The 23,341-nt window shown below is 62.7% G+C and carries 20 protein-coding genes; 15 read left to right on the top strand and 5 right to left on the bottom strand.

Features of this window, described 5'->3' with window-relative positions; all coding sequences use genetic code 11:
* Nucleotides 1–3 precede the first annotated feature (3 nt).
* Nucleotides 4–1,815, bottom strand: a complete 1,812-nt coding sequence (locus NKK52_RS18735; protein ID WP_031204041.1) for a DUF1217 domain-containing protein — start codon at nucleotides 1,813–1,815, stop codon at nucleotides 4–6.
* Between the two features lie 144 nt (nucleotides 1,816–1,959).
* Here NKK52_RS18735 and motA point away from each other — a divergent pair, with 144 nt between their 5' ends.
* Genes motA through NKK52_RS18705 form a run of 6 tightly spaced genes read left to right on the top strand, consistent with a single transcriptional unit; the run spans nucleotide 1,960 to nucleotide 6,811 of the window.
* Entirely contained in the window at nucleotides 1,960–2,835 is an 876-nt protein-coding gene (gene motA, locus NKK52_RS18730) for a flagellar motor stator protein MotA (protein ID WP_023671751.1), read from the top strand.
* 35 nt (nucleotides 2,836–2,870) lie between these two features.
* Nucleotides 2,871–3,803: a FliM/FliN family flagellar motor switch protein gene (locus NKK52_RS18725; RefSeq protein ID WP_023683478.1), complete on the top strand. Its 933-nt coding sequence runs from the start codon at nucleotides 2,871–2,873 to the stop codon at nucleotides 3,801–3,803.
* A 33-nt stretch (nucleotides 3,804–3,836) separates the two neighbouring features.
* A complete protein-coding gene (fliN, locus tag NKK52_RS18720) occupies nucleotides 3,837–4,226 on the top strand; it encodes a flagellar motor switch protein FliN (protein WP_023683477.1) in 390 nt (129 codons plus the stop codon).
* A 38-nt stretch (nucleotides 4,227–4,264) separates the two neighbouring features.
* Entirely contained in the window at nucleotides 4,265–5,281 is a 1,017-nt protein-coding gene (locus NKK52_RS18715; RefSeq protein WP_023683476.1) for a flagellar motor switch protein FliG, read from the top strand.
* Between the two features lie 13 nt (nucleotides 5,282–5,294).
* Nucleotides 5,295–6,377 carry a flagellar biosynthesis protein FlhB gene (gene flhB, locus NKK52_RS18710; protein WP_023683475.1) on the top strand — a complete coding sequence of 361 codons (1,083 nt, stop codon included), beginning with the start codon at nucleotides 5,295–5,297 and terminating at the stop codon, nucleotides 6,375–6,377.
* Nucleotides 6,374–6,811 (top strand): BspJ family T4SS effector nucleomodulin, encoded by a 438-nt coding sequence (locus NKK52_RS18705; RefSeq protein WP_023671756.1) that lies wholly within the window; start codon nucleotides 6,374–6,376, stop codon nucleotides 6,809–6,811. The genes flhB and NKK52_RS18705 overlap by 4 nt, the downstream gene beginning before the upstream one ends.
* A gap of 31 nt (nucleotides 6,812–6,842) precedes the next feature.
* Here NKK52_RS18705 and NKK52_RS18700 read toward each other — a convergent pair whose 3' ends face one another.
* A complete protein-coding gene (locus NKK52_RS18700) occupies nucleotides 6,843–7,613 on the bottom strand; it encodes a helix-turn-helix transcriptional regulator (protein ID WP_023683474.1) in 771 nt (256 codons plus the stop codon).
* Nucleotides 7,610–8,320, bottom strand: coding sequence for a helix-turn-helix transcriptional regulator (locus NKK52_RS18695; RefSeq protein WP_023683473.1), 711 nt, complete (start codon nucleotides 8,318–8,320; stop codon nucleotides 7,610–7,612). The genes NKK52_RS18700 and NKK52_RS18695 overlap by 4 nt, the downstream gene beginning before the upstream one ends.
* A gap of 507 nt (nucleotides 8,321–8,827) precedes the next feature.
* Between NKK52_RS18695 and NKK52_RS18690 the strand changes: the two genes are divergently transcribed.
* Both NKK52_RS18690 and NKK52_RS18685 read left to right on the top strand, forming a co-directional pair.
* A complete protein-coding gene (locus tag NKK52_RS18690) occupies nucleotides 8,828–11,734 on the top strand; it encodes a M16 family metallopeptidase (RefSeq protein ID WP_352629565.1) in 2,907 nt (968 codons plus the stop codon).
* Nucleotides 11,735–11,798: 64 nt separating this feature from the next.
* Complete coding sequence (locus NKK52_RS18685) at nucleotides 11,799–12,992, top strand: TMEM43 family protein (RefSeq protein ID WP_023683470.1); 1,194 nt, start codon at nucleotides 11,799–11,801, stop codon at nucleotides 12,990–12,992.
* An 86-nt stretch (nucleotides 12,993–13,078) separates the two neighbouring features.
* On the opposite strand, the gene NKK52_RS18680 is transcribed toward NKK52_RS18685, so the two are convergent.
* Nucleotides 13,079–14,110: a histone deacetylase family protein gene (locus tag NKK52_RS18680; protein ID WP_023683469.1), complete on the bottom strand. Its 1,032-nt coding sequence runs from the start codon at nucleotides 14,108–14,110 to the stop codon at nucleotides 13,079–13,081.
* 24 nt (nucleotides 14,111–14,134) lie between these two features.
* Nucleotides 14,135–14,788 carry a TetR/AcrR family transcriptional regulator gene (locus NKK52_RS18675; protein ID WP_023686329.1) on the bottom strand — a complete coding sequence of 218 codons (654 nt, stop codon included), beginning with the start codon at nucleotides 14,786–14,788 and terminating at the stop codon, nucleotides 14,135–14,137.
* Nucleotides 14,789–15,065: 277 nt separating this feature from the next.
* Between NKK52_RS18675 and NKK52_RS18670 the strand changes: the two genes are divergently transcribed.
* From NKK52_RS18670 to NKK52_RS18640, 7 genes are all read left to right on the top strand, one after another.
* The gene (locus NKK52_RS18670) at nucleotides 15,066–16,745 is read left to right on the top strand and encodes an amidohydrolase (protein ID WP_023683468.1); all 1,680 of its coding nucleotides are present in this window, start codon (nucleotides 15,066–15,068) and stop codon (nucleotides 16,743–16,745) included.
* A gap of 156 nt (nucleotides 16,746–16,901) precedes the next feature.
* Nucleotides 16,902–18,002, top strand: coding sequence for an ABC transporter ATP-binding protein (locus tag NKK52_RS18665; protein ID WP_023683467.1), 1,101 nt, complete (start codon nucleotides 16,902–16,904; stop codon nucleotides 18,000–18,002).
* A 2-nt stretch (nucleotides 18,003–18,004) separates the two neighbouring features.
* Nucleotides 18,005–18,925 (top strand): ABC transporter permease, encoded by a 921-nt coding sequence (locus NKK52_RS18660; RefSeq protein ID WP_023683466.1) that lies wholly within the window; start codon nucleotides 18,005–18,007, stop codon nucleotides 18,923–18,925.
* Nucleotides 18,918–19,718 carry an ABC transporter permease gene (locus NKK52_RS18655; RefSeq protein WP_023671766.1) on the top strand — a complete coding sequence of 267 codons (801 nt, stop codon included), beginning with the start codon at nucleotides 18,918–18,920 and terminating at the stop codon, nucleotides 19,716–19,718. Before NKK52_RS18660 ends, NKK52_RS18655 begins: the two co-directional genes overlap by 8 nt.
* A 23-nt stretch (nucleotides 19,719–19,741) precedes the next feature.
* Nucleotides 19,742–20,776: an ABC transporter substrate-binding protein gene (locus tag NKK52_RS18650; RefSeq protein ID WP_023683465.1), complete on the top strand. Its 1,035-nt coding sequence runs from the start codon at nucleotides 19,742–19,744 to the stop codon at nucleotides 20,774–20,776.
* Between the two features lie 62 nt (nucleotides 20,777–20,838).
* The gene (locus NKK52_RS18645) at nucleotides 20,839–22,035 is read left to right on the top strand and encodes a serine hydrolase domain-containing protein (RefSeq protein WP_031204039.1); all 1,197 of its coding nucleotides are present in this window, start codon (nucleotides 20,839–20,841) and stop codon (nucleotides 22,033–22,035) included.
* 33 nt (nucleotides 22,036–22,068) lie between these two features.
* Nucleotides 22,069–23,250 carry a serine hydrolase domain-containing protein gene (locus NKK52_RS18640; RefSeq protein WP_023683463.1) on the top strand — a complete coding sequence of 394 codons (1,182 nt, stop codon included), beginning with the start codon at nucleotides 22,069–22,071 and terminating at the stop codon, nucleotides 23,248–23,250.
* The last annotated feature ends 91 nt before the right edge of the window (nucleotides 23,251–23,341 follow it).

The following is a 23,341-nucleotide window of genomic DNA, read 5'->3' as shown; positions in this document are numbered from 1 at the left end:
TTCTCAGAATCTCAGTTTCTGCATGGCCATCATCAGATCGGTCGAGATGCCGACGGTGGTCGGCTGCGCAAACAGCACACCGACCGATGTCTGAGCGGTCGAGGTCGGATGATTGATTTCCCAAAAGCTGGTGAAGCGGGTGAGGAATTTCTCGAGCTTGGTCGGGTCGGTAAAATCGGTGAGATCGAGTTTTGCCTCGAAGGCCTGCGCCTGCTTGTCGATATCTGCGGCAGCGAAGGAATCGGGCAGGCCGATGGCGGTGCGTACCACGCTGGCCAGGGCCGTGTCGGCCAGCACGTCGTACCAGTTGGTGATGGTCGAGACCTTGCGCTCGAAATAGAGCGCCAACCGCACGCCCTCATTGGTCTTGCCGGCGTCTTCTTCCAAGGTCTGGCGCATGTATTTGTCGACCACCGGCTGCTGCGACGGGCTGCGGGTCGTTGCCGCTGCGCCGTAGGCCTCGAAATTCAACGAGGTGGCGAGCCTGGCGTAGGCCTTGTTGGAGAGCTTGTTGGCGACACTGGCGGGATCGCGGACACCGCCCTCAAGGACATCACGGACGAGATCCTTGTTGGTCGTCGCCGGATCGAGCCCGCTGGCGGACAGCGCATAGTTGTAGAGGCGGCTGTCGGCCATCAGATCGTCGACCGATTTCACCTTGATGATGTTGGCGAGGTAGTAACTGGTCTCGGCCTGGACAGCGTCCGCATTCGGCTTGATGAGGCCAAGACTGGACTCGGTCGTGTAGAGCTTCGGCGTGGTCTTCAGCACCGCGTCGCGCGTGGTCGTCTGATCGCCATACTGGGCAAAATCAAAGGCGCTGACGAAGTTGGCGTAGCTCTTGTCGGTCAACAAATTGGCGGGGCTCAACGGATCGGCAACGCCGCCGGTAAGCATGGTGCGGATCTGCTTCGTCGTCTGGGTCGATGCATCAAGCCCATAGGCAGCCATGGCGAAGGTCAGCAGGCGCTTGTCCTTCAGCAGGTCTTCGATGGACTTCACCTTGGAGATGTTGGCTGCGTAGTAGTCGGCCTCGCCCTTGATGTATTGCGCGGTCGGCTTGACGAGCAGCAGCCCGGTTCCGCCGATCACAGCTTTTGGGACCGCCTGCTGGACGGCGTCGCCCGCCGTAGCCTGGTCGCCATATTGGGCAAAGTCGAAAGCCGCGACGAAAGCCGCATAGCCCTTGTTTGTCGACGTGTTTGCGGGGCTGTTCGGGTCGGTGACGCCGCCTTCCAACATGGCCCGCACGGTCACAGCCGGCTCGGCGTCGGCGTCCAGGCCGAACGCGGCCATCGCATAGGTGAGCAGGCGATCGTTGCCCATCAGGTCGTCGATCGATTTTACGTTGGAAATGTTGCTCAGGTAGTACGAGGTTTCGCCCTTGTAGTAGGTGAAGCCGTTCTGCGAAGGGCCGACCGAGACCTGGAGGCCGTAATTGTTGGTCACGCCCTGCTGCGCCGAATTGTAGCTCGTGGCATTAGGGCCCAGGGCGGCGAAATTGAAGGCCGACACGAACTCGGCATAACGCTTGTCGCTCAGTTTGTTGGCGAAGCTGTCGGAATCCGACACCCCTTCCTTCAGGGCTTTGACCATGAAGGCCTTGGCGTAAGCCATGTCGCCGAGACCGAAGGCCTTCATGGCATATTTGAACAGCCGGTCGTTCTTTACGAAATCGTCTATCGATTTCACGCTGCCGATGTTGGCGAGATAGTAGTCGGTGTCGCGCTTGGTGATCGGCTCCGCCTCGATGCGGTCGATCGCCTTGGGGATGTCCCTGGCGATGAGCTGGTAGCTGGTAAAAGTGCTCAACACGACATGCCTCCGGTCGCAGCTTCAAAAGCAAGAGTATGCGGACTTGCTTGCGCGAGGCTGAATCGCCTCACCTTGCATGATTCAAGCCTCACACAAGGCACGGGGGCTATCGGTTAGGCCTGACGTGATGCGGAAGGATCTGGCGTGGGCATTCTGATCGGACTTGTGGTGACGCTCGGCTGTGTTCTCGGCGGCTTCATGGCGATGGGCGGCCATCTGCATGTGCTGATGCAGCCTTGGGAAGCGGTGGTCATCTGTGGCGCCGCACTTGGAACCTTTCTCGTCGCCAACCCGATGAAGACGGTCAAGGACACCGGCAGGGGTATCCTCGAAGCGTTCAAGCAGGCGGTGCCGAAAGAGCGCGACTATCTGGAGACGCTGGGCGTGCTGCACAGCCTGATGCGCGAACTGCGCTCGAAGTCGCGCAGCGAGGTCGAGGCGCATATCGACAATCCGGAGGAGTCGGCAATCTTCCAGGCGTTCCCGACCGTGCTCAAGAACCACGACCTGACGAATTTCATCTGCGACTACTGCCGCATCATCATCATCGGCAATGCCCGCTCGCATGAGATCGAGGCGCTGATGGACGAGGAAATCCAGACCATCAAGTCCGACAAGATGAAGGCTTACCATGCGCTGGTGGCGGTGGGCGATGGTCTGCCGGCGCTCGGCATCGTCGCCGCCGTGCTCGGCGTGGTCAAGGCGATGGGCGCGCTCGACCAGTCGCCCGAAATCCTCGGCGGCCTGATCGGCGCTGCCCTTGTCGGAACCTTCCTCGGCATCTTCCTGTCCTATGCGGTGGTCGGGCCGGTCGCCACCAAGATCAAGACGGTGCGCGAGAAGAAGAACCGCCTCTATATCATCGTCAAGCAGACGCTGCTTGCCTACATGAACGGCGCCCTGCCGCAGGTGGCGATCGAGTTCGGTCGCAAGACCATCTCGTCCTATGAGCGGCCGACGATCGATGCCGTCGAGCAAAGCACGATGAACACAGCTTCCGCCGAGAAGAAAGCGGCTTGAGCCATGCATGACGACAGACAGGACCGCACGCCGTCATGACAAGTCCTGGCAGCCCCTCGCAAGCCCGCTCGCTGATCATTGAGCGTCTGGTCGGTGACAGCGGTGAGGCCGCTCATGTCATCGGCACCGGGCGCTCGATGGGCGAGCGCGCCCTGCCGCTGCTGCAGAAGAGCCTGGCCGGCGAACTCGGCGCACCGGTCACCGTCGACCTGCGCGCGGTCGAGATCAGCCGTGTTCCCGATGCCCGCACGAATGCCGGCGATGCCTTTGCCATGGCCATCATAGCATCGCCGACGTCTTCGGATGCGATGACGCTGGTGGCTGATGCGCCGGCCATCGCCGTGATGGTGTGCGCGCTGTTCGGCGGCGATCCGGATCAGCCGGTTTCGCCGATCGAGCGCGCTCTGTCGCAGATCGAGACCGATGTCGCGACCACGGTCTTCCAGGAAGTTGCGCAGGCGTTGAACGGATCGGGCCGGCGCTCGCTCGAGCTGCGGCTGCCGGTGCCGCGGGCGCTTTCGGGCAGCGAAGCCAAGCGTCGCGTGCTGCGCGATGGCGCGGCGGTGCGCATCGTCTTCGGCATCTCGACGCCGACCGACAGCGGAACGGTCACGGTGATGATCCCGCAGCGCATTCTGCTTGCCACACGCGGTATCGCCGATGTCCACGACAGCGAAGGCACGACCTCCGACTGGCGGGCACGTTTTTCCGAAGAAGTGATGCGCTCGACGGTGACGCTCGAAGCGACCATGCCGCTGGCCCGCCTGACGCTCGGCGATCTCGCCGGTTTCGAGCCAGGCCAGGTCATCGAGTTCGAGGAAACCGCGCAGTCGCAGGCCAAGCTGAGCGCGCGCGACAAGACGCTGTTTGTCTGCGAGTTCGGTAAACTCGGGCAGAACTACACCGTCCGGATCAGGCATCCTTACGATGCCGGTCAGGATTTTATCGATGGGCTCATGCCGGGCTGACGCCGGGCAAGCCCAAGCATTTGGAGACGACTGATGGCCAAGACCAAGGTGGAAGCCAATATCGACCAGCCGGACGAACAGCTCGACCGCGCCATCGAGGAATTGCGCGGCGTCCTCCAGGAGGAGGAAAAGCGCCCCGACGCCGCCTTGCGGGCTGCCACGTCCGGCGCCAATTCCAACATCATCATGAGCATCCCGGTCGATGTGCAGATCATCCTCGGCAGTACGGAAATGCCGGTGTCGGACCTGATGGCGCTGCAGAAGGGCTCGACGGTGGCGCTCAACCGGCGCATCGGCGAACCGGTCGATGTCGTGGTCAACGGCCGCAAGATCGCGCGCGGCGAGATCACCGTGCTGGAAAGCGATCCGTCGCGCTTTGGCATCAGGCTGACCGAAATTATCGCGGCGACCAAGGGCGCTTGAGCAATGAATGACATGCGGTCTCAGCAGGAGCGGATGCCATGACGACGCCGGTGACGCTCACGCGCCCGCAAAAGGCCGCCGCCATCCTGGTGGCGATGGGCAAACCTTCGGCCAGCCGGCTGCTGAAATTCTTCAAGCAAGAAGAACTGAAGGCACTGATCGAAGGGGCGCGGCTGCTGCGCACCATTCCGCAAAGCGACCTCGAACGCATCGTTGCCGAATTCGAGGCCGAGTTCACCGAAGGTGCGGGCCTGCTCGATTCCGCCGACCGGATGGACACGATCCTCAATGAATCGCTGTCGCCCGAAGAGATGAGCGCCATCATGGGCGACAAGCGCTTCGAGGTTGCGCCGGAAGGGCCACCGCCGATCTGGCCGGAGCTGGAAAAGCTCGAACCGACGCGTCTGGGCACATTCCTTGCCGCCGAGCATCCCCAGACCGCGGCCATGGTGCTGTCGAAGCTTGCGCCGCAAGCCGCCGCCAACATTTTGCTGACCATGGAAAAGCCGATGCGCAGCGAGATCATCAAGCGCATGGTGACGATGGCGACCATTCCGGACGCGGCCACCAGGATCATCGAGAACCAGCTGCGCGCCAGCGTGCTGGCGCAGACCGCGACCAAGGATATCTCGGCGGGACAGGCGCGCGTCGCCAGTATGCTCAACGAGATGGACAAGCCTCAGTTGGAAGAGGTCATGCAGGATCTGGAAGAGGCCGGCACGCCGGACCTCGGCGGTGTTCGCTCCAGGTTGTTTGCCTTCGACGATCTGCCGCTTTTGACGCAGAAGGCGAGGGTACTCCTTTTCGACGGGCTGTCGACCGAACTGATCACGCTGGCGCTGCGCGGTGCGGCGCCCGCATTGACGGAATCGGTGCTGTCGGCGATCGGCGCACGGTCGCGGCGCATGATCGAGTCCGAGCTCGGCCAGGGCTCGGAAGGCATTCAGCTTGCCGACATCATGACGGCGCGCAAGAACATCGCGGTGGCGACAATCCGGCTTTCGCGCGAGGGGGCTTTCGAACTGCCCTCATCGCAGCAGAGCGAAGCGGCTTAACGCCGAGCGCTGAATGGCTGAAGCGGCGGACAAAGACTCCAAAACCGAAGACGCGACCGAAAAGAAGATCCGCGACACCGTCGAACAGGGCAAGCTGCCCCATTCGCGAGAGGCCGCACTTCTGGCGTCCTTCATCGCCATACTGGTGTTCACCGTCTTCTACGCCAAGGACGCGGTCGTTGATCTCGGCATGTTCCTGTCGATGTTCCTGGAAAAGCCCGAGGCGTGGCCGATGGACACCGAGACCGACGTCATCGCGCTCTACAAGACCGTGATGATGGAAATAGGCAACGCCGTCGTCAGCCTGCTGGTGCTGCTGGTGGTGGCCGGCATCGGCGCCTCGGTGCTGCAGAACATGCCGCAAGTCGTCGGCGAGCGGATCCGGCCGCAACTGTCGCGCATCTCGATAGCCAAAGGCTGGACCAGGATGTTCGGCATTCAGGGCTGGGTCGAGTTCCTGAAATCGCTGGGCAAGCTCGGCTTCGCCAGCATCGTGCTCTACTTCACGCTATCGCAGGACTACCGCCAGCTCCTGGCCGGCATGATCACCAACCCCGTCGCTTTCGGCCTCGTCATCAAAAGCATCACCGTCGACATATTGGTGGCGATCGTCTTCGTCATGGGGCTGATCGCGGCGGTCGACGTCGTCTGGTCGCGCTTCCACTGGAAGCAGGATCTGCGGATGACCAAGCAGGAGGTCAAGGACGAGTTCAAGCAGTCCGAGGGCGACCCGATCATCAAGTCGCGGCTGCGCTCGCTGGCGCGCGACCGGGCGCGCAAGCGGATGATGACGGCGGTGCCGCGCGCGACGCTGATCATCGCCAATCCGACGCACTTTTCCATCGCGCTCAGATATGTCCGCGACGAGGATTCAGCACCCATGGTGCTGGCCAAGGGCCAGGACCTTGTGGCGCTCAAGATTCGCGAGATTGCCAAGGAGCACAACATCCCGATCTTCGAGGACGTGGCGCTCGCCCGCTCCATGTACAAGCAAGTTTCGGTTGATAGCGTGATCCCGTCGCAATTCTACCAGGCCGTCGCCGAACTGGTGCGGATCGTCTACTCCAAAAAGGCTGAGCGGAGACAAATTTCATGAACCGCCAACCGCACGCAAAATCCCGCGAACTCATCGTCGCCAAGGCCATCGAGCAGGTGGTCGACGAGTTGCGGCTGATCGACGTCGCCGACTACATCGCCTTCATCCGGCTCGAGCATTTCGCTTGCCTGTCGGATCTGGTGGATTCGGCTGTGGAGCTTTTTTTCCTCCCAGGCACGCTCAGGCTCGGCCATGGCGGAGAGGCACATGTCGACTGGAGCGGCAGCCCGCGCATCGTGCTCGATCTCGAGCTTCGGCCGCCGGGCGTCACCGTCTATTTCCAGCTGACGCTGAGCGAGGAGAGGTCTTCGGTCGCGGTCAACTATGTGTCGTTCGAAAAGCCCGGGGAAGACCCCGAGCACAACACCGCTTTGCTGGAGACGGTGATCGAAGAGGCGCGAATCCGCAGGACCGAGCCGCTCGCCTATCGCTGATCTTTTGTCTTACTCCAACTGCCAGACGCGATCACTCGATCAGCCCCAGCCGCAGCGCCTTGGCCACCGCCTGGTTGCGGTTGACCGCGTTGAGCTTCTGCGTCGACTGGGTGAGATACTGGTTGGCGGTGTGGACCGACAGCTTCAACAGCCTGGCGATCTCTTCGCTGGTGTTGCCGTTGGCGGTCAGCTTCAGGCACTCCAGTTCACGCTTGGAGATCGACCGCATCCGGCCGGCATCGTTCGGACGAATGCGGGCGACGGCGGCGAACAGCGAAAAACAGCGGGCGTGGATTTCGTAGAGCGTGTCCTCCGGCAAAGCGATCGTCGAGCCGAGGAACACCACCAGCCCGCAATGGCCGCGATCGGCATGGACGGGAAAGCCAATGCCGTTGGTGCCCGGCGCCAGCGGCTCCGTCCGCTCCGCCCAGGCGAGGTTCTTGAAGACGGCGTCCGAGCCGGCGATGCCGTCATCGGCCCACCAGCGCGGCGCTGTCGAGGCGCCGCTGTGGCGAACCATCTCCTCACCGTTGGCGCCGGCAATGAATTTGGTTGTCACCGCGGTGGCGGGATAGTCGGAATCGAAGCTCGGCACCAGGCGCGCCCGTTCCGGCGAGGGGCTGACGAAGTAGAGGCCAAACGCCGACGCGTTGATGTCGACGGCGATCCAGCGGCAGCGGCGCACCGCGTCCGGGATGGTAACGGCATGGTGCGTCTCGGAACCGATGGAGAAGGCGCCGAACGGATTGCGCTGCTCGTTGAAAAGGGCTTCGGCCGCCGCCTTGATGTCAGCATGTTTCAAATGATGCCGCTCCTGATCGCCGTGGCGATGGCCATCGCGCGGTTCGACGCCGCGAATTTCTGGATGGCGTGGGTGATGTAGCTGTTGACGGTGTTGGACGAGACCCCGAGGATCACTGCGACCTCATCGGTGGTTTTGCCTTCAGACACCCAGAACAGGCATTCGCGCTCGCGGTCGGACAGCGGGTCCTGCATGGCGACGGCGGCGATCAATTGCGGGATGGCGGACAGCGCGTAACAGCACTTCAACTGAGCCTTCATCAGCGCCGGCTGGTCGATACTGCCGGCCTCGGCCGCCGAGAAAAGCGCAAACAGCCGCTGGCGGCCGACATTGAGCCGCAGTGAATAGACTTCGGCATGTCCAAGCACGTCGAGCAGGCGCGCCTCTTCGCCTGTGAGCAGTCCGCCGGCGTCGGGTGCCGCGGCGGCGACCAGGGGCCTCGGGCGGATGCCAGGTGCAACGGTCAGCGGTCCCTGGGCAAGGCCGGCGATCAGCCGCTTGCCGATCAGTTCAATGGCGTCGAAGATCCAGTTGGATGAGACGATGCGGGCGTCGTTGCGGTCCTGGTCGTGGACGATGGCGACGAGCATGTAGCTGTCGGCGCCGATCTCGGCGGCAAGCTGCATGAAAAAGGAGGTGAGATCGCCGCGCGATTCGAGGCGCGAGCCTAACGTATCGGATTGGAGAAGCGCGGCGGAACTGCTCATTGGATGCTTTGGTTGTATGTCATGGCCGGAGTCTTTTCTTGAGCCCGGACGCTGGGGTTAGCAGCGGCCGAACTTGAAGACGCATCACGTTTACGAAGCACTCACACGGCGCGGCGGTCGCGCTGATCGCCGAATCCATTCAGGGAACGCGAAGCCGTCCGCGTCTGGTGCCGGTCATTGGCCGGAACTTGAGACTTTGGGTGGTCGCCGCGCCCCCCAAGGACCGGCTGATTCGGGTCTAATCTACCCGCAGATGAATCCGACATCAAACGCGATTTGACAAAATCAATATTATTGGACTCAAGCGACTCAGGGGCTGCTTTCGCGGCCTTTTCCGCCGCAAAAGGCCTGAAACGCCGACACGAAAAAGCCAGAGGGTGTTGCGATACTGCCGTATCGAGGGCCGATCGATTCCGATAGGGTCTCGGCAGCCGGCAGGGGTGGGCATCCCTTCGGTCATACGGCGGATTTGGCGGCGCTTGCTCGCGGCCATCAGCATCGGGGGTCATGATGAAGCAGGTTTTCCTGGCGTTCACGGTGGTGCTTGCGGCTCTTGCCGGCATGGCAGCGCCCGCCAAGGCTGAGCCGACCGTTACCTATGCGCTCGACAACGGGCTGCAGGTGGTGCTGGTGCCCGACCATCGCGTGCCGAAGGTGGTGATGAACCTGCGCTACCGCGTCGGGTCGATGAATGAACCCGCGGGACGCTCGGGCTTTGCGCATCTGTTCGAACATCTGATGTTTTCCGGCACGCCGGCCTGGCCGAACGTGTTCGGCGCGCACGCCGCGCTCGGCAACGAGATCAATGCCTGGACCACCGAAGACGGCACGGTTTATTACGTCGACGGGCTGTCGTCGTCACTGCCGATGATCTTGTCGCTGGAGGCCGACCGCATGGCCAATCTCGGCCGCTCGGTGACTCAGGCCAAGCTCGATCTGCAGCGCTCGGTGGTCAAGAACGAGATGCGCCAGAACGTGCTCGACAAGGCCGGCGCATCCGGCTGGGAAGCTTTCTGGTCCGGGCTGTTCCCGAAGCCGCATCCCTATAGCCGCATGGTCATCGGCTCGGTCGCCGATCTCGATGCGGCGACGCTCGACGATGTCAGGGGTTTCTTCAACAGCTACTATCTGCCCAACAATGCGGTGTTGGTGCTGGTCGGCGACTTGGAGATCGACGACACCAAGGCGCTGATTGCCGACACGTTCGGCCGCGTGGCGCGCGGCGCCGATGTGGCGCGGCCCGCCGTGCCGGAACCGACGCAGGCCCGGCTCAAGCTGGTGCTCGAGGATCGCGTGCCAAGCCCCATCGTTGTGGTCGGCTTCAGTGGCCCGGTGGCGCAGTCGCCCGACAATGGTGCGCTCAGCATTGCCGCCGAACTGCTCGGCAACGGCGAATATGGTTTTTTGCGCAACCGGCTGGTTTCGCAGTTGGGCATTGCCACCTATGCCAGCGCGAGCTGGACCGGCGGTCTGCTCGGTGGCCGCTTTACCTTCGAGGCGGGTGCCGCCGAAGATGTGGCGCCGGAAGCGCTGGAAAGCGCGATGAAAACGGCGTTTGCGGATTTCCTGAAGACCCCGCTCGATCCGGTCGATGTCGAGCGTGCGCGCACCGGCATCTTGCAGGCAGCGCGGCTCGGCAGCGAAGCACTGAAGGATCGCGCCGGCGTCGTCTCCTACAATGCCGACGTGCTCGGCGATGCGCAGAGCGCGCTGGTGGACGACCCGCGGGTGAAGGACGCCAGCGTGGCGGGCGTCGAGGCAACGATGAAGCGGCTGTTGAAACCGGAAGACGCCAGCATACTGGTGCTGAAGCCCGGCCCGCGCGGCGGCTATCCCGATGCACTGATCGGGTCGTCCGGCACACCGCAGCCGTTCACCGCGCCGGAGCGAGCGGCGATCGACATTCCGAAGCATGCGGCCGGGCAAGCGCCTTCGGCAACACTGCCCGCCATGGAAACGGCGACGCTCTCGAATGGCATCAAACTCGTCCACTACACAATGCCGGAAGCGCCGATGGTCTATGTCGCGGCCAGTGCCGCCGGCGGCTGGAACAGCGTGCCGGAAGGCAAGGAGGGATTGCTGGAGCTTGCAGCAAGCATGGCGACACGCGGGGCCGCCGATCGCGGCTCGGCTGATTTCGCCAAGGCGGCCAGCGACATCGGCGCCGGCGTCGGCCACCAGGCCGGAACGCTGACCACGATGATGACGCTTGGCGTGCCGCCGGAAAAGCTCGACCAGGGTATTGGCCTGCTCGCCGACGCGGTGCTGAAGCCTCGTTTCGACAAGACCGAATGGACGGTGCTGATGGCGCAGACAGTCGACTGGCTAAACGGCCGCGAGGCGGATCTGCCCGGCGTTGCCGGCCGCATGGCAAAGGCGACGCTGATCCCGCAGGTGCCGGGCAAGGCAGCGGTGGACTGGTCGGCAAAGGCGCTGGCCTCGATCTCGCTCGACGAGGCGAGGGACGCATTCAAGGCGGAGTTCACGCCGAAGGCGGTGACCTTCTACAGCGTCGGCCCGATGCCGGTCGCGACCGTCGCCGCCAGCCTTGAAAAAGCATTCGGCGCGTGGACAAGCGACACCGCCGGCTATGCCGTCGAGCCGTCGCCGGCGGCGCATTTCAACGGGGGACAGAAAGTGCTGCTGGTGCCCGAACCCGGCGCCAGCCAGTCGGCGCTGTTCGTGGCGCGGCCGGCGCCCGGCACCGACGAGAGCGAGCGCGCTGAATCGACCGCGGTCTCCAACCTGCTTGGCGCCGATTTCTCCAGCCGGCTGAATTCGGTGATCCGCGAGGAGAAGGGCTACTCCTATGGCGTGTCGAGCTATCTGATGAGCCCGATGAAGGCCGGCTCGGGATTGGTCGTGGCAACCACCGTCGAGCGCGCCAACACCGGGCCGGCGATTACCGAAATCCTGAAAGGATTTGCCGGCCTGACCACCTTGCCGGTGGCGCAGGACGAAGTCGACCGCACGGTGACTGTCTATCGCCGGGCGCTGGCTGGATCGGCCGAGACGTCGGCTGGTCTGTTCTCCTCGCTGATTGGCGCGGTCGGCAGCGGATCGACGCTGGAGGACCAGCAAACCCGCATGGCGGCGCGCACAAAGCTGACGCTCGATGCGGTTCAGAAACAGGCGCTGGCCCTGGCGTCGCTCGATCCGTCGCTGATCGTGGTGGCGGGCGACCCTGATGTGGTGATGCCGCAGCTTGCCGCGATCGGCCTCAAGGACGTCGAGATCGTCAAGCGTGACGAGGCGGAGGAGCAGACCGCTATGCGGGCGCTTGATCTTCTGGGCAATAAGAGGCAAGCGCCACTGTCCGCTTCACCGTGGCGGGTTGGCGATGGCGGCACGACGCGCGCGGTGCACGCCTGCGCCGGCGAAAGGGATTGCGGCGCGCAGATCCACGCCGATTGACGGGCTAAACGCGCAGCCGCCGGCCGCGTTGTAATTTTGGGGTAACTTTGTTTCGGGGGAAACGATGAGCGATTCATTTCGGGAAGTCACATCCGTCTCGTGGTTCGGGCGGATCAAGCGCGCGGTCGGCGGGGTCATCTTCGGCCTTATCCTGATCGTGCTGATGGTGATCGGGCTGTTCTGGAACGAAGGCCGCGCCGTGCAGACGGCGCGCTCGCTGGCCGAAGGTTCTGGAGCGGTGGTTTCGGTCGGCGCCGACAGCGTCGATACCGCCAATGACGGCAAGCTGGTTCATGTCAGCGGACTGGTGACGGCGGACAGCGGCCTGGCGGATCCGGATTTCGGCATCGCCACGCAAGGGCTGCGGCTGTCGCGCAGTGTCGAGATGTATCAGTGGAAGGAAGAGTCCAAGTCGGAGACGACCAAGAAGCTCGGCGGTGGCGAAGAGACGGTGACCACCTACAGCTATTCCAAGGTGTGGGACGACAGCCAGATCGACTCGTCGGACTTCAAGAAGCCGGACGGCCACCAGAATCCGCCGATGGAAATCCACGGCCGGACCTTCCAGATTCCCGAGGGCAAGCTTGTCGCCTTCGATCTCGATACGCCAGTGCTGGACCGTATCGAGGGTGACAAGGACTATTCGCTCTCAGCCGACCAGTCGGCGGCGATAAAGGCTGCCTATACCGGAACGAAACCGCTCAGCATCGTCGATGGCAAGATTTTTCTCGGCAATGACAACACGACGCCCGCTTTGGGCGACTATCGCATCGGCTACGAACTGGCGCCGCTGGGCGTGATCAGTATCATCGCGCGCCAGGCCGGCAGCCGCTTCGAGCCCTACCAGACGCAAGCCGGCGATGCGCTGCTGATGGTCGACACCGGCAACGTCCCGGCCGAAAAGATGTTCGCCGACGCCGTCAGCGCCAACACGCTGATCACCTGGCTGCTGCGCGGCGCCGGCTTGCTGTTGCTGACCATAGGCTTTGCGCTGTTCCTCAACCCGATCGGGGTGATCCTCGACGTCATACCCTTCCTCGGCAGCATGGCGCGGATGGGCACCGGCATCATCGCCTTCGTTCTGGCGATCCTGGTCGGCACGGTGACGATCGCGATTGCCTGGTTCTGGTACCGGCCGTTGCTGGCGCTCGCCATCCTGGCGGCAGGCGTGATTGCGGCGGTGATTGTCTACCGCATCGGCCGGTCGCGAAGGCCAGCCGTTCCGGTGGTTGCACCTAACCCGGCTGCGGCCGCCTAGATGGTCGGGGCGGCCGGAGCCACCCCATATCTCTTTGGCGCAATCCGGCCGGAAAACCGCCTCACACTTATCCTGGAATTGCTTTCCTATTTGTCCTCGAAGCCGGTGAGCACGCCGACGGCGTTGATGCCGATCTCCTCGACGGCGTAGCCGCCTTCCATCACGAACAGCGTCGGCAGGCCGAGCTTGGCGATGCGCCGGCCGATCTTCGGATAGTCCGGGCTTTTCAGCTTGAACTGGCTGATCGGGTCCTTCTCGAAGGTGTCGACGCCAAGGGAGACGATGACGATATCGGGGGCGTAGGCGGCGAGCTTGACGCAGGCATCCTCCAGCGAGGCGTTCCAGGCGTCCCAATTGGTGCCGAAGGGCATGGGATAGTTGACGTTGAAACCTTCGCCGGCGCCGGCGCCGCGTTCATCGGCATGGCCGAGGAAGAACGGATACTCGACCATGGGATCGCCATGCAGGTTGAGAACCTGCACGTCGGCGCGTTCATAGAAGATCTCCTGCGTGCCATTGCCGTGGTGGTAGTCGACGTCGAGGATCGAGACGCGTTCGGCGCCCTGGTCGAGGAACCACTGCGCGGCGACCGCAGCATTGTTGATGTAGCAGTAGCCGCCCATGAACCCGGCACCGGCGTGATGGCCGGGCGGGCGGCAAAGCGCGAAGGCCGACCGCTCGCCACCCTTGACCAAGGCCGCCGCCGTCAGCGCCACGTCATAGGACGATTTGATGGCGGTCCATGTGCCTTCGACGAAGGTGGCGCCGGCGTCGAAGGAGTAATAGCCGAGCAAGGCGTCGACGCGCTTGGGTGGCACGTCGCCGCGCAGGCCGCGCGTCGGCCAGGTGAAGGGCATCGCCGTGCCATCGAGGCCGGCGGCCTTCCACGCTGGCCAGACGGTTGGCAGGAAGTCGATATAGTCGGCCTTGTGGATGCGCTTGGCGGCTGTGAGATCGTGCTCGACCGGTCCGATGATCGGCCCCAGCTTCTCGCTCTCGACCCGCGCCTTGATGAACTCGGCCCGCGATGGCTTTTCGAAACCCGGCACGATTGCCGACGTGACCAGTTCCATCTGGCCGGCATGGCCGGCATGAAGTGGCGAATAGACAGTCTTCATGAATTTCCTCTCGAAATAGCGAAATCAGTCAAGGTTGAGATAGGGGGTGACCAAAGCGAGCCACATTCTTTCCACATCGTCCTCGATGAGGTCGTATGTCTTGCGATCCCGCTTCAACCCCACAAGCCGGCAGGCGTGCCCGACATCCATCATCAGCACGCCGAGCCGGCTGGCGATCTTGTCTTCAAGGGCCGGGTTCACATGCTGCAGCCACGCGGCGTAAAGCGCGATGATCTGCTCGTCATATTCGTCCTGGATCGGCCTGAGGTCGGCATTGCCGGATATCGCCTCGATCACCGGCATCAGGGTGGCGTTTTCGAGATATATTCTGGAGGTATCGATGAAGAGCTTGCGCACCTCCTGCCGAAATTCGTCGCGGTTGGTGGGTGGGGTGACCTCGATGCGCCTGGCGATCACCTCGGGAAAGGACGACAGCCAGCGCCGGGCGAGGTCGAGGAGAATGGCTTCCTTGTTGGGAAAGTACTGGTAGACCGAACCGACCGACAGGCCCGCGCGCCGGGCAATGGCGAGCGTCGTCGGCGTCTTGGTTCCTTGCTCCCGCGTCAGGATCAAAGCCGCGTCGAGTATCCTGTCGACCACCTTGCTCGACCGTTCCTGCCGCGGCTGCTTGCGCGGTTCGAGCGCCATCCTGGTTTCGCGGCTGAGACTGCGCTTCACGGATTGATGCCTTCGTTCCCTGCCGGTTTCAACACAGGTCCCGGTCTCAACATTGGCGTGGTGTGTTGTCCACAATACATTCGAAATTCGGCACGTTGACAAACGCGAATAATTAGTCGCATTCTTTTATCCACGCTGTTTCCAGAGATCACAAGGGGAATTTCGAAACAGCGCACTGGCATCAGTTTTCGTCCGATAACGCCGCTCCAGCGGAGTGGCAGCTTGTCGGACAAGAGGGTTGTCGGTCTCAGCCAGTCGTCAAAAGCGCGGAGTCGCGATGTCTGTCACGGGTGCGGGTCAAAATGCTGATCTGATCGTCATCAATGGTCGCGTGCGGACCATGGACGATGACAATCCCGCCGCCGAGGCGATTGCCGTCAAAGACGGCGCCATCATCGCCATCGGCAACCACGCCGCCATCGAAAAACTCAAGGGAACGACCACAGAGGTGATCGACGCCAAGGGCGGTTCGGTCCTGCCCGGTTTCATCGAAGCCCACATGCATCTGTTCTCGGGAGGGGCCGAGCTCGCGCATCTTCAACTCGGCGGTATCCATGGCTTCGAGGCGCTTCAAAGCGCCATCCGCGACTACGCAACGACGCGGCCCGAGGCGAAAATGCTTGTGGGCCAGGGCGTCGACTACACCGTGCTCGGCGACGAGCGGGTGACACGCCATCATCTCGACGCCATCCTGCCCGACCGCCCCTTCTGCATGGCAGCGCCCGACCACCATACGATGTGGGCCAACACCAAGGCGTTGGAGATAGCCGGCATCCTGAAGGGACGCACGCTCGGTCCGGGCAACGAGATCGTGATGGGTGGCGACGGCCTGGCCGCGGGCGAATTGCGCGAGGGCGAGGCCTTCGGTCCGGTGCTCGACCTTGCCGGCGAAAGCCGGGTGCGGCTGGGGCTGTCGACCGGCGGTGAGCCCGACCCAATGCCGTCGGCCGCCGAGCGGGCCGCTGACCGTGACATCATGCGGCGCGGGCTTGCATGGTGCGCGCGCCACGGCATCACCTCGATCCAGAACATGGACGGCAATCTCTACCAGCTCGAACTGCTTTCCGAGATCGAGGCCGAGGAGGGATTGCCCTGCCGCGTCAAGATCCCGTTCCACTACAAGAATTTCATGACGCTCGACATGCTCGAGAAGGCGTCCGTCATGGCCGAGCGCTACCACAGTGAGTGGCTGTCATCGGGCATGGTCAAGGTGTTCTATGACGGCGTGCTCGATTCCTGGACCGCTGTTATGGTCGAACCCTATGCGGATCGTCCCGACTGGGTCGGCGAGCCGCTGTTCACGCCGCAGCAATTTATCGATCTCGCCGTGGCTATCGACAAACGCGGGCTGCAGATCGCGGTGCACTCGATCGGTGACGGCGCGGTGCGCGCAGTGCTCGACGGTTACGAGGCAGCGCAGAAGCTCAATGGCAAGCGCGACAGCCGGCACAGGGTTGAGCACATCGAGGTCACCACAGCAGCCGACGTGCCGCGTTTTGCCGAACTCGGCGTCATCGCCTCGATGCAGCCGTCGCATCCGCCCGGCGCCATGGATTTTCCACTGGAGCCGACGGTGTCACGCATCGGACCGGCCCGCTGGCCGCTGAGCTATGCCTGGCGCACCCTGAAAAGCGCCGGCGCCCATGTCGTGTTCGCCTCGGACTGGCCGGTGGCGGCGATCGACCCGATCCTGAGCATTCAGGCGGCAGTGCAGCGCAAACCGTGGGCAGAAGGCGATCCTGACCAGAGTTTCTCGCTGCAGGAAGCGATTGCCGCCTACACGGTCGAGGGCGCCTATGCCGAATTCGCCGAGCATCGCAAAGGCGTTCTGAAACCCGGCTACATGGCGGATCTGGTGGTTTTGTCGGCCGATATCGAGAAGACGGCGCCGGCCGATCTACACAAGCTGCGGCCGGTGACGACGGTCTGCGGTGGCAAGGTCACCTACCAGGCCTGACAATGGCATGCGGCTTGCACAGCTTACCGCTTGCAAGACGAAATGACTGACTGAACTGTGATTCAATGCCGGACTTGCCAACCTACCGGCCGTGTGGTCACATCGAACAGGGGAAAAACTCCGCCAGCAAGAGCGGGGTGAACAGTGAGGCGTATCGTGCCGGAAAAACCGGATCGGAATGCAATTGAAGTCGTAAACGTCAGTAAAATTTTCGGATCGGGTGAGGGGCAGGTTGCTGCCCTCGATACGGTCTCGGTATCCATCCGCGAGAATGAGTTCTTCACCCTGCTGGGACCATCCGGCTGCGGCAAGACCACGTTGCTGCGGCTGATTGCCGGCTTCGACTTTCCAACCGCCGGCGAAATCCTCCTCTACGGTCAGGATATCGCGCCGTTGCCGCCCTTCAAGCGGCCGGTCAACACCGTCTTCCAATCCTACGCGCTGTTCCCGCATATGACGGTCGCCGACAATATCGGCTTTGGCCTGGAAATGCTGGGCAAGCCGAAGGCCGAGATCAAGGCGCGCGTCGCCGAGATGCTGAAACTGGTGAAGATGGAGGCGCTGGCGGGTCGCCGAACCAGCCAGATCTCCGGCGGCCAGCAGCAGCGCGTGGCGCTCGCCCGGGCGCTGGCGCCGCAGCCCAAGGTGCTCCTGCTCGACGAACCGCTCTCGGCGCTCGACTACAAGCTGCGCAAGGAAATGCAGATCGAATTGAAGCGGCTGCAGCACGAGACGGGCATTACCTTCATCTTCGTCACCCACGACCAGGAGGAAGCGCTGACCATGTCGGACCGCATCGCGGTGATGTCGTCGGGCAAAATCCTGCAGGTCGGCTCGCCGCGCGACATCTACGACCGGCCGGCCGAGCGTTTCGTCGCCGACTTCATCGGCGAGTCGAACTTCCTCAAGGCGGATGTGGTTAGCGCGACTGGTGGCCGGGCGACGGTGAAGCTGCCGTCTGGTGTGGAAATCCCAGCCTCGCTGCCGGAAGGCTTCAGCCCCAGCGGCAAGGTCACCATCGTCGTGCGTCCAGAGCATGCGCAGTTGGGCACGGCCAGCCCGATCGCTTCGCTGTCCGGCACCGTCGAAAACATCGTCTATCTCGGCACCGACACGCACTTCCATCTGCGCCTTGCCGGTGGCGAGCCGTTCATCGTGCGGCGTCAGAACAGCCGCGGCGCCGGTGACGGCTTCGTGCAGGGCGGCCAGATCGGCATCATGATCGGCAACGACGCCGCGCAAGTGCTGAAGGACTGATCATGGCGACCGCGGAACAAGTCGCCAAGGCAGCGGAGCGGCGCGATGTGCGCGACCGCTGGCTGCTGTCAGCGCCAGCCTTGCTGGTGATCTTCCTCGCCGCGACCGGCCCCTTGCTGATCGTGCTGATCTACTCGTTCCTGACGCCTGGCCCCTATGGCGATGTGAAGTGGCAGTTTTCGCCCGATGCCTGGCTGTCGGTGTTCATGGAACGCGACATTTTCGACGATACGCTTTCGCTTGCGGCAGCGCATGTCACCATCTTCTGGCGCTCGATCAAGCTGGCGGTGATAACGACGATCGCCACTTTGGCATTGGGGTTTCCAACCGCCTATTTCATGGCGACGCGCAGCGAGAAAACCAGGGATCTCTGGCTGTTCCTGATCACCATTCCGTTCTGGACCAACCTTCTGATCCGCACCTTCGCCGTGCTGCAGATCATCCGCAACGAAGGCATCATCAACACCATCCTTATGAAGCTTGGTATCGTCTCAGCGCCGGTGCAGATTCTCTTCACCGACACGGCGATTCTGATCGGCATGGCCTATGTCTATCTGCCGCTGATGGTGCTGCCGATCTATGCCAGCATGGAGAAGCTTGATTTTCGCCTCGTCGAGGCGGGCTACGACCTCTACGCGACCCGTTTCAATGTATTGCGGAAGATCATTTTCCCGCTGGTCAAACCCGGCGTCATTGCCGGCTCCATCCTGGTCTTCATTCCAGCCCTTGGCGCCTATGTGACGCCGAGCGTGCTTGGCGGCGGCAAGAATATGATGCTGTCCAACCTGATCGAATTGCAGTTCGGCCAAGGCCGCAACTGGCCGCTCGGCTCGGCGCTGTCGATCACGGTGATGATCATCGTCATGGTGGCGCTGCTTGCCTATGTGCGCAATGCCGGCAAGTCGGGGGCGCGGCATGGCTAAGAACTTTTCCATCAAGCACCAGACCGGCTTCACGGTGATCGCTGCGACCTGTTTTATCGTGCTCTATCTGCCGATCATCGTGCTGGTCGCCTATGCCTTCAACGCGGCGAACTCGACGTCGGAATGGGGCGGCTTTTCGATGCGCTGGTTCCAGTCGGCTTGGCAGAACGTGCAAGTTATCGACGCGACGCTACGCTCGTTCCAGATCGGCGCCGTCGCTGCGGTGCTGTCGACAATCTTTGCCACCATGGCCGCGCTCGCCACCACGCGCACCGCGTCCTATCCGGGCCTCACCTTCAAATATGCGGCGATCAACCAGCCGCTGATGGTGCCCGAGATCGTCACCGGCGTGGCGCTGCTGATCTTCTTCTCGCGCATCAAGATCTTCACCGGCTATTCCGGCATTGGATATCTGATCGCCGCGCACACGGCGTTCTGCATCCCGTTCGCCTATCTGCCGATCCGGGCGCGGCTGGAAAACATGGACCTGACGCTGGAGCGCGCGGCCGCCGATCTGTACGCGACGCCTTGGAAGACCTTCCGCCGCATCACGCTGCCGCTTTTGTGGCCCGGCATACTGGCCGGACTGATGCTGGCATTCGTCATCTCGCTCGATGACGTCGTCATCACCGAGTTTGTCAAATCGGGCGGCCAGGATACGCTGCCCACCTACATGCTCGGCCAGATCCGCCGCGGCATCACGCCTGAGATCAACGCGATATCGACCGCCTTCCTGCTGCTTTCGGTCGCGATCGTCACGTTGTTTTTCTTCGTCAGCAGGAAAAGAGACTGAACCGACAAATGGGAGCTAAAACCATGAACTGGAAAACAACGACAGCCGCCATGGGGTTGGCGCTGCTCGCAACGACGAGCCTGGCCAGCGCCGATGGCGAGCTGAACATCTACAATTGGGGCAACTATACCAGCCCCGACGTGATCAAAAAGTTCGAAGCCAAATACAACGTCAAGGTGACCATCACCGATTACGATTCCAACGATACGGCGCTCGCCAAGGTACGCCAGGGCGGCACCGGCTTCGACATCGCCGTTCCGTCGCAAACCTACGTGCCGATCTGGATCAAGGAGGGCCTCGTGCAGGAGACCGATCCGGGCAAGATGGAGAACTTCAAGAACGTGGCGCCGGAATGGGCCAATCCAGACTTCGACCCCGGCCGCAAATATTCCGTGCCGTGGGCGCTGGGCACCGTCGGCGTCGTCGTCAACACCGATGCCTACAAGGGACCAGCCGACAGCTGGGGCATCATCTTCAACACGCCGGACGAGCTGAAGGGCAAGACCAATGTCGTTCCCGAGATGAATGACGTTATCTTCGCGGCGATCAAATATGTCGGCGGCCAGCAGTGCACCGACGACAAGACGGTGCTGAAGAAGGTGCGCGACACGCTTGTCGCGGCCAAGCCGAACTGGATCGCCATGGAATACAACACCATCGAAAAGATGGGCGCCGGCGACTTCAAGGCGACCAGCGACTGGAACGGTTCGGCGCTGCGTCAGCGGCTGGCCAATCCGGCCATCCATTACAATTATCCGAAGGAAGGCTACGGCCTGTGGAGCGATAACGTCGTCGTTCTCAAGGAAGCCAAAAATGTCGAGAACGCCAAGCTGTTCCAGAACTTCATCATGGATCCGGAAAACGCGGCCGGCCTCTCGGCCTTCCATCGCTACGCAAACGCCATTACCGGCTCGGACAAGTACATGCCGGCCGATATGAAGGATGCCCCGGAAGTCGTCATTCCGGAGGCTGCGAAGGCACAAGGCGAATTCCAGAAGATGTGCGCGCCTGAGATCCAGGACATCTACACCAAGATCTGGACCGAACTGCAGAAATAACCGCAGTCTGACAGACCCGGCGGCATGCGCCGCCGGGTCTTTTCTTTTCCGGAATGGCTTTCATGGACTCCTATCGCAACAGCGATCCGCGGCCGTCGATCATGCAGGGCTCGCCGCCTCAAATGGTGCTGCCGAAGCTCGACTGGGACCGGCCGCCATGGAATCGCTGGGCCTTCCAACACATCCGCGAATTCCTGCCGACCATCGAGGTCTGGCGCGGCAATGGCCATCGCCATCGTCTTGAGCGCGCAGAGACCGATCTCGACGCGCTGCCGGTGGAAGACAGCAAGGGCCGTCCGACGACGCTCGTTGGCCTGCTCGACGAGACCTACACGGACGGTTTCCTGGTGCTCAAAGACGGCAAGGTCGCCTATGAGCGCTATTTCAACGGCATGGCCGAGCGCACGCTGCATCTGTCGCAGTCGATGGCGAAGTCGGTAACAGGCACCGTGTTCGGTATTCTGGTTGGGCGCGGCTTGATCGACCCGGTCAAACCGGTGACCGCCTATCTGCCGGAGCTCGGCGCGACCGGCTGGGACGGCGCCAGCGTGCAGCATGTGCTCGATATGACCACCGGCGTGCGCTTTTCCGAGGAATACACCGACCGTTACTCCGATATCGGCCAGGTCGATGTCGCCACCGGCTGGAAGCCGGTGCCGCCGGACAGCGATCCGGATTTCCAATGGCCGCCGCATCTGTTCGAGTTGATCCTGCAGCTGAAGGACAAGGTGCGGCCGCATGGCGCCGCGTTCGAGTACCGCTCGATCGAGACCGACGTGCTTGCCTTCATCATGGAGCGGGTCACCGGTAAACGGCTGGCGCAGCTGGTGTCCGAGGAGCTGTGGCAAAAGCTCGGCGCCGACGAGAGCGCCTGCTTCACGGTCGACAGCGCCGGCTATGCTCTGGCCGATGGCGGCTTCAACGCGACGCTGCGCGACTATGCCCGCTTCGGCCAGCTGATTCTCGACAAGGGCCGCGGCATCGTGCCGGAAGACTGGATCGAGGCGACGCGCAACGGCAGGCATGGGCCGGACTTCAATCCAAGCCTGCCCGAAGGCAGCTATCGCAACCAGTTCTGGATCGAAGACCCGCGCTCGCGCGCGCTGATGTGCCGGGGCGTGTTCGGGCAGATGATCCATGTCGACTGGGACACCGGCATGGTCGTGGTCAAGCTTTCGACCTGTCCGGATTTCAGCAATGTCGCCTATTCGGTAGCAACGCTGAAGGCGGTGCACGCCATCGCCAAGGCGCTTGGTTGACCCACAACAAATCATCCCTCCGAGGAAACGTTCATGACTGGCAAGACCGCGTTCGAGACCCGCTACGGCTTTGCCCGCAATGAGGTGCTGCTCTCCAACTGGCGCGAAAGCCCGTTCAACCGCTGGTCGTTCCAGAACCTTGGCGAGCTGGTGCCGACCGCCCCCGTGGCGGCGACGCTGGGAAGCGTCGAGGCACCGGTGCGGGACCTGAGCGGCCTGCTCGGCGAAAACGTCTCCGCCGCCGGCGCGCCGGAGACGGTGGCCGAATTCCTCACACGTTCGAGCAGCGACGCGCTGACGGTGATGAAGGCTGGCAAGGTCATCGGCGACTGGTTCGCGCCCAATATGGATTTCGGCGCCCGTCACATCATCTTTTCGATCAGCAAATCGGTCACCGCGATCATCGCCGGAATACTGGAAGGCGAGGGCGTGTTCGACCCGGAAGCGCCGGTGACCCAGTACATTCCGGAAGCCGCCGGCTCGGCCTATGCCGATGCAAGCTGCCGGCATGTGCTCGACATGAGCGTCAGCCTCGATTTCGAGGAGGCCTATCTCGATCCCGAAAGCGCCTTTGCCCGTTACCGCCGCGCGACGCTGTGGAATCCGGGCGGCGGCACTGAAAGCTTGCGCGAATTCATTCTGACCTTGCAGCGGCTCGAAGAACCGCACGGCAAAACCTTCCGCTACCGTTCGCCCAATTCCGATCTGCTCGGCCTGCTGCTCGAACGAGCTTCCGGCCAGCGCTTCCCGGACCTGATGCGCGAGAAACTGTGGCTACCGCTGGGTGCAGTCAGCGAGGCTTCGATCGGCGTCGACATGGAAGGTACGGCGCGCACCGCCGGCGGCATTTCGGTGACGCCGCGCGACCTGGCGCGTATCGGCGAGATGATGCGGCAGGGCGGCACGGCCAATGGCCGCGGCATCGTGCCAGAAGGCTGGGTGCGCGATACGACCGTTGCCGGCGGCAGCGCGGAGGCCTGGCAGCGCGGCACAATGGTGCATCTGTTCCCAAAGGGCCGTTACCGTAACAAATGGTACCAGACGGGGGCGGCAAACGGCGCCTTCTGCGGCATCGGCATCCACGGCCAATGGCTCTACGTCAACCCGAAGACGGAAGTGGTGATTGCAAAAATGGGGTCGCAGCCGGTGCCTGAAGATTATCCGCTCGAACGCGAGATCGTTGCCTTTTTCGAGGCGCTGAGCGGGATGGTCTGAGGACGAGCCAAAGCAAGGCGCTTTCCTGTGGACCTCTTTGACGCTTGAGAACACTGCGGTTGGCGGGACGGACATCAGCGCCTATGGTCGC

The organism is Mesorhizobium sp. C277A, assembly GCF_040324395.1.
In the GTDB taxonomy this organism is placed as follows: Bacteria; Pseudomonadota; Alphaproteobacteria; order Rhizobiales; family Rhizobiaceae; genus Mesorhizobium.
The sequence above is the reverse complement of the archived record's forward strand: the minus strand, read 5'-3'. Positions and strand labels throughout refer to the sequence as shown.

What these genes read in the sequence shown, in the direction of transcription:
- NKK52_RS18645 (WP_031204039.1), top strand. Translation starts at nt 20,839, where the DNA reads ATGGACTCCTATCGCAACAGCGATCCGCGGCCGTCGATCATGCAGGGC.
- flhB (WP_023683475.1), top strand. Translation starts at nt 5,295, where the DNA reads ATGGCTGAAGCGGCGGACAAAGACTCCAAAACCGAAGACGCGACCGAA.
- NKK52_RS18690 (WP_352629565.1), top strand. Translation starts at nt 8,828, where the DNA reads ATGATGAAGCAGGTTTTCCTGGCGTTCACGGTGGTGCTTGCGGCTCTT.
- NKK52_RS18660 (WP_023683466.1), top strand. Translation starts at nt 18,005, where the DNA reads ATGGCGACCGCGGAACAAGTCGCCAAGGCAGCGGAGCGGCGCGATGTG.
- fliN (WP_023683477.1), top strand. Translation starts at nt 3,837, where the DNA reads ATGGCCAAGACCAAGGTGGAAGCCAATATCGACCAGCCGGACGAACAG.
- NKK52_RS18695 (WP_023683473.1), bottom strand. Translation starts at nt 8,320, where the DNA reads ATGAGCAGTTCCGCCGCGCTTCTCCAATCCGATACGTTAGGCTCGCGC.
- NKK52_RS18715 (WP_023683476.1), top strand. Translation starts at nt 4,265, where the DNA reads ATGACGACGCCGGTGACGCTCACGCGCCCGCAAAAGGCCGCCGCCATC.
- NKK52_RS18680 (WP_023683469.1), bottom strand. Translation starts at nt 14,110, where the DNA reads ATGAAGACTGTCTATTCGCCACTTCATGCCGGCCATGCCGGCCAGATG.
- NKK52_RS18655 (WP_023671766.1), top strand. Translation starts at nt 18,918, where the DNA reads ATGGCTAAGAACTTTTCCATCAAGCACCAGACCGGCTTCACGGTGATC.
- NKK52_RS18670 (WP_023683468.1), top strand. Translation starts at nt 15,066, where the DNA reads ATGTCTGTCACGGGTGCGGGTCAAAATGCTGATCTGATCGTCATCAAT.
- NKK52_RS18705 (WP_023671756.1), top strand. Translation starts at nt 6,374, where the DNA reads ATGAACCGCCAACCGCACGCAAAATCCCGCGAACTCATCGTCGCCAAG.
- NKK52_RS18685 (WP_023683470.1), top strand. Translation starts at nt 11,799, where the DNA reads ATGAGCGATTCATTTCGGGAAGTCACATCCGTCTCGTGGTTCGGGCGG.
- NKK52_RS18725 (WP_023683478.1), top strand. Translation starts at nt 2,871, where the DNA reads ATGACAAGTCCTGGCAGCCCCTCGCAAGCCCGCTCGCTGATCATTGAG.
- NKK52_RS18640 (WP_023683463.1), top strand. Translation starts at nt 22,069, where the DNA reads ATGACTGGCAAGACCGCGTTCGAGACCCGCTACGGCTTTGCCCGCAAT.
- NKK52_RS18650 (WP_023683465.1), top strand. Translation starts at nt 19,742, where the DNA reads ATGAACTGGAAAACAACGACAGCCGCCATGGGGTTGGCGCTGCTCGCA.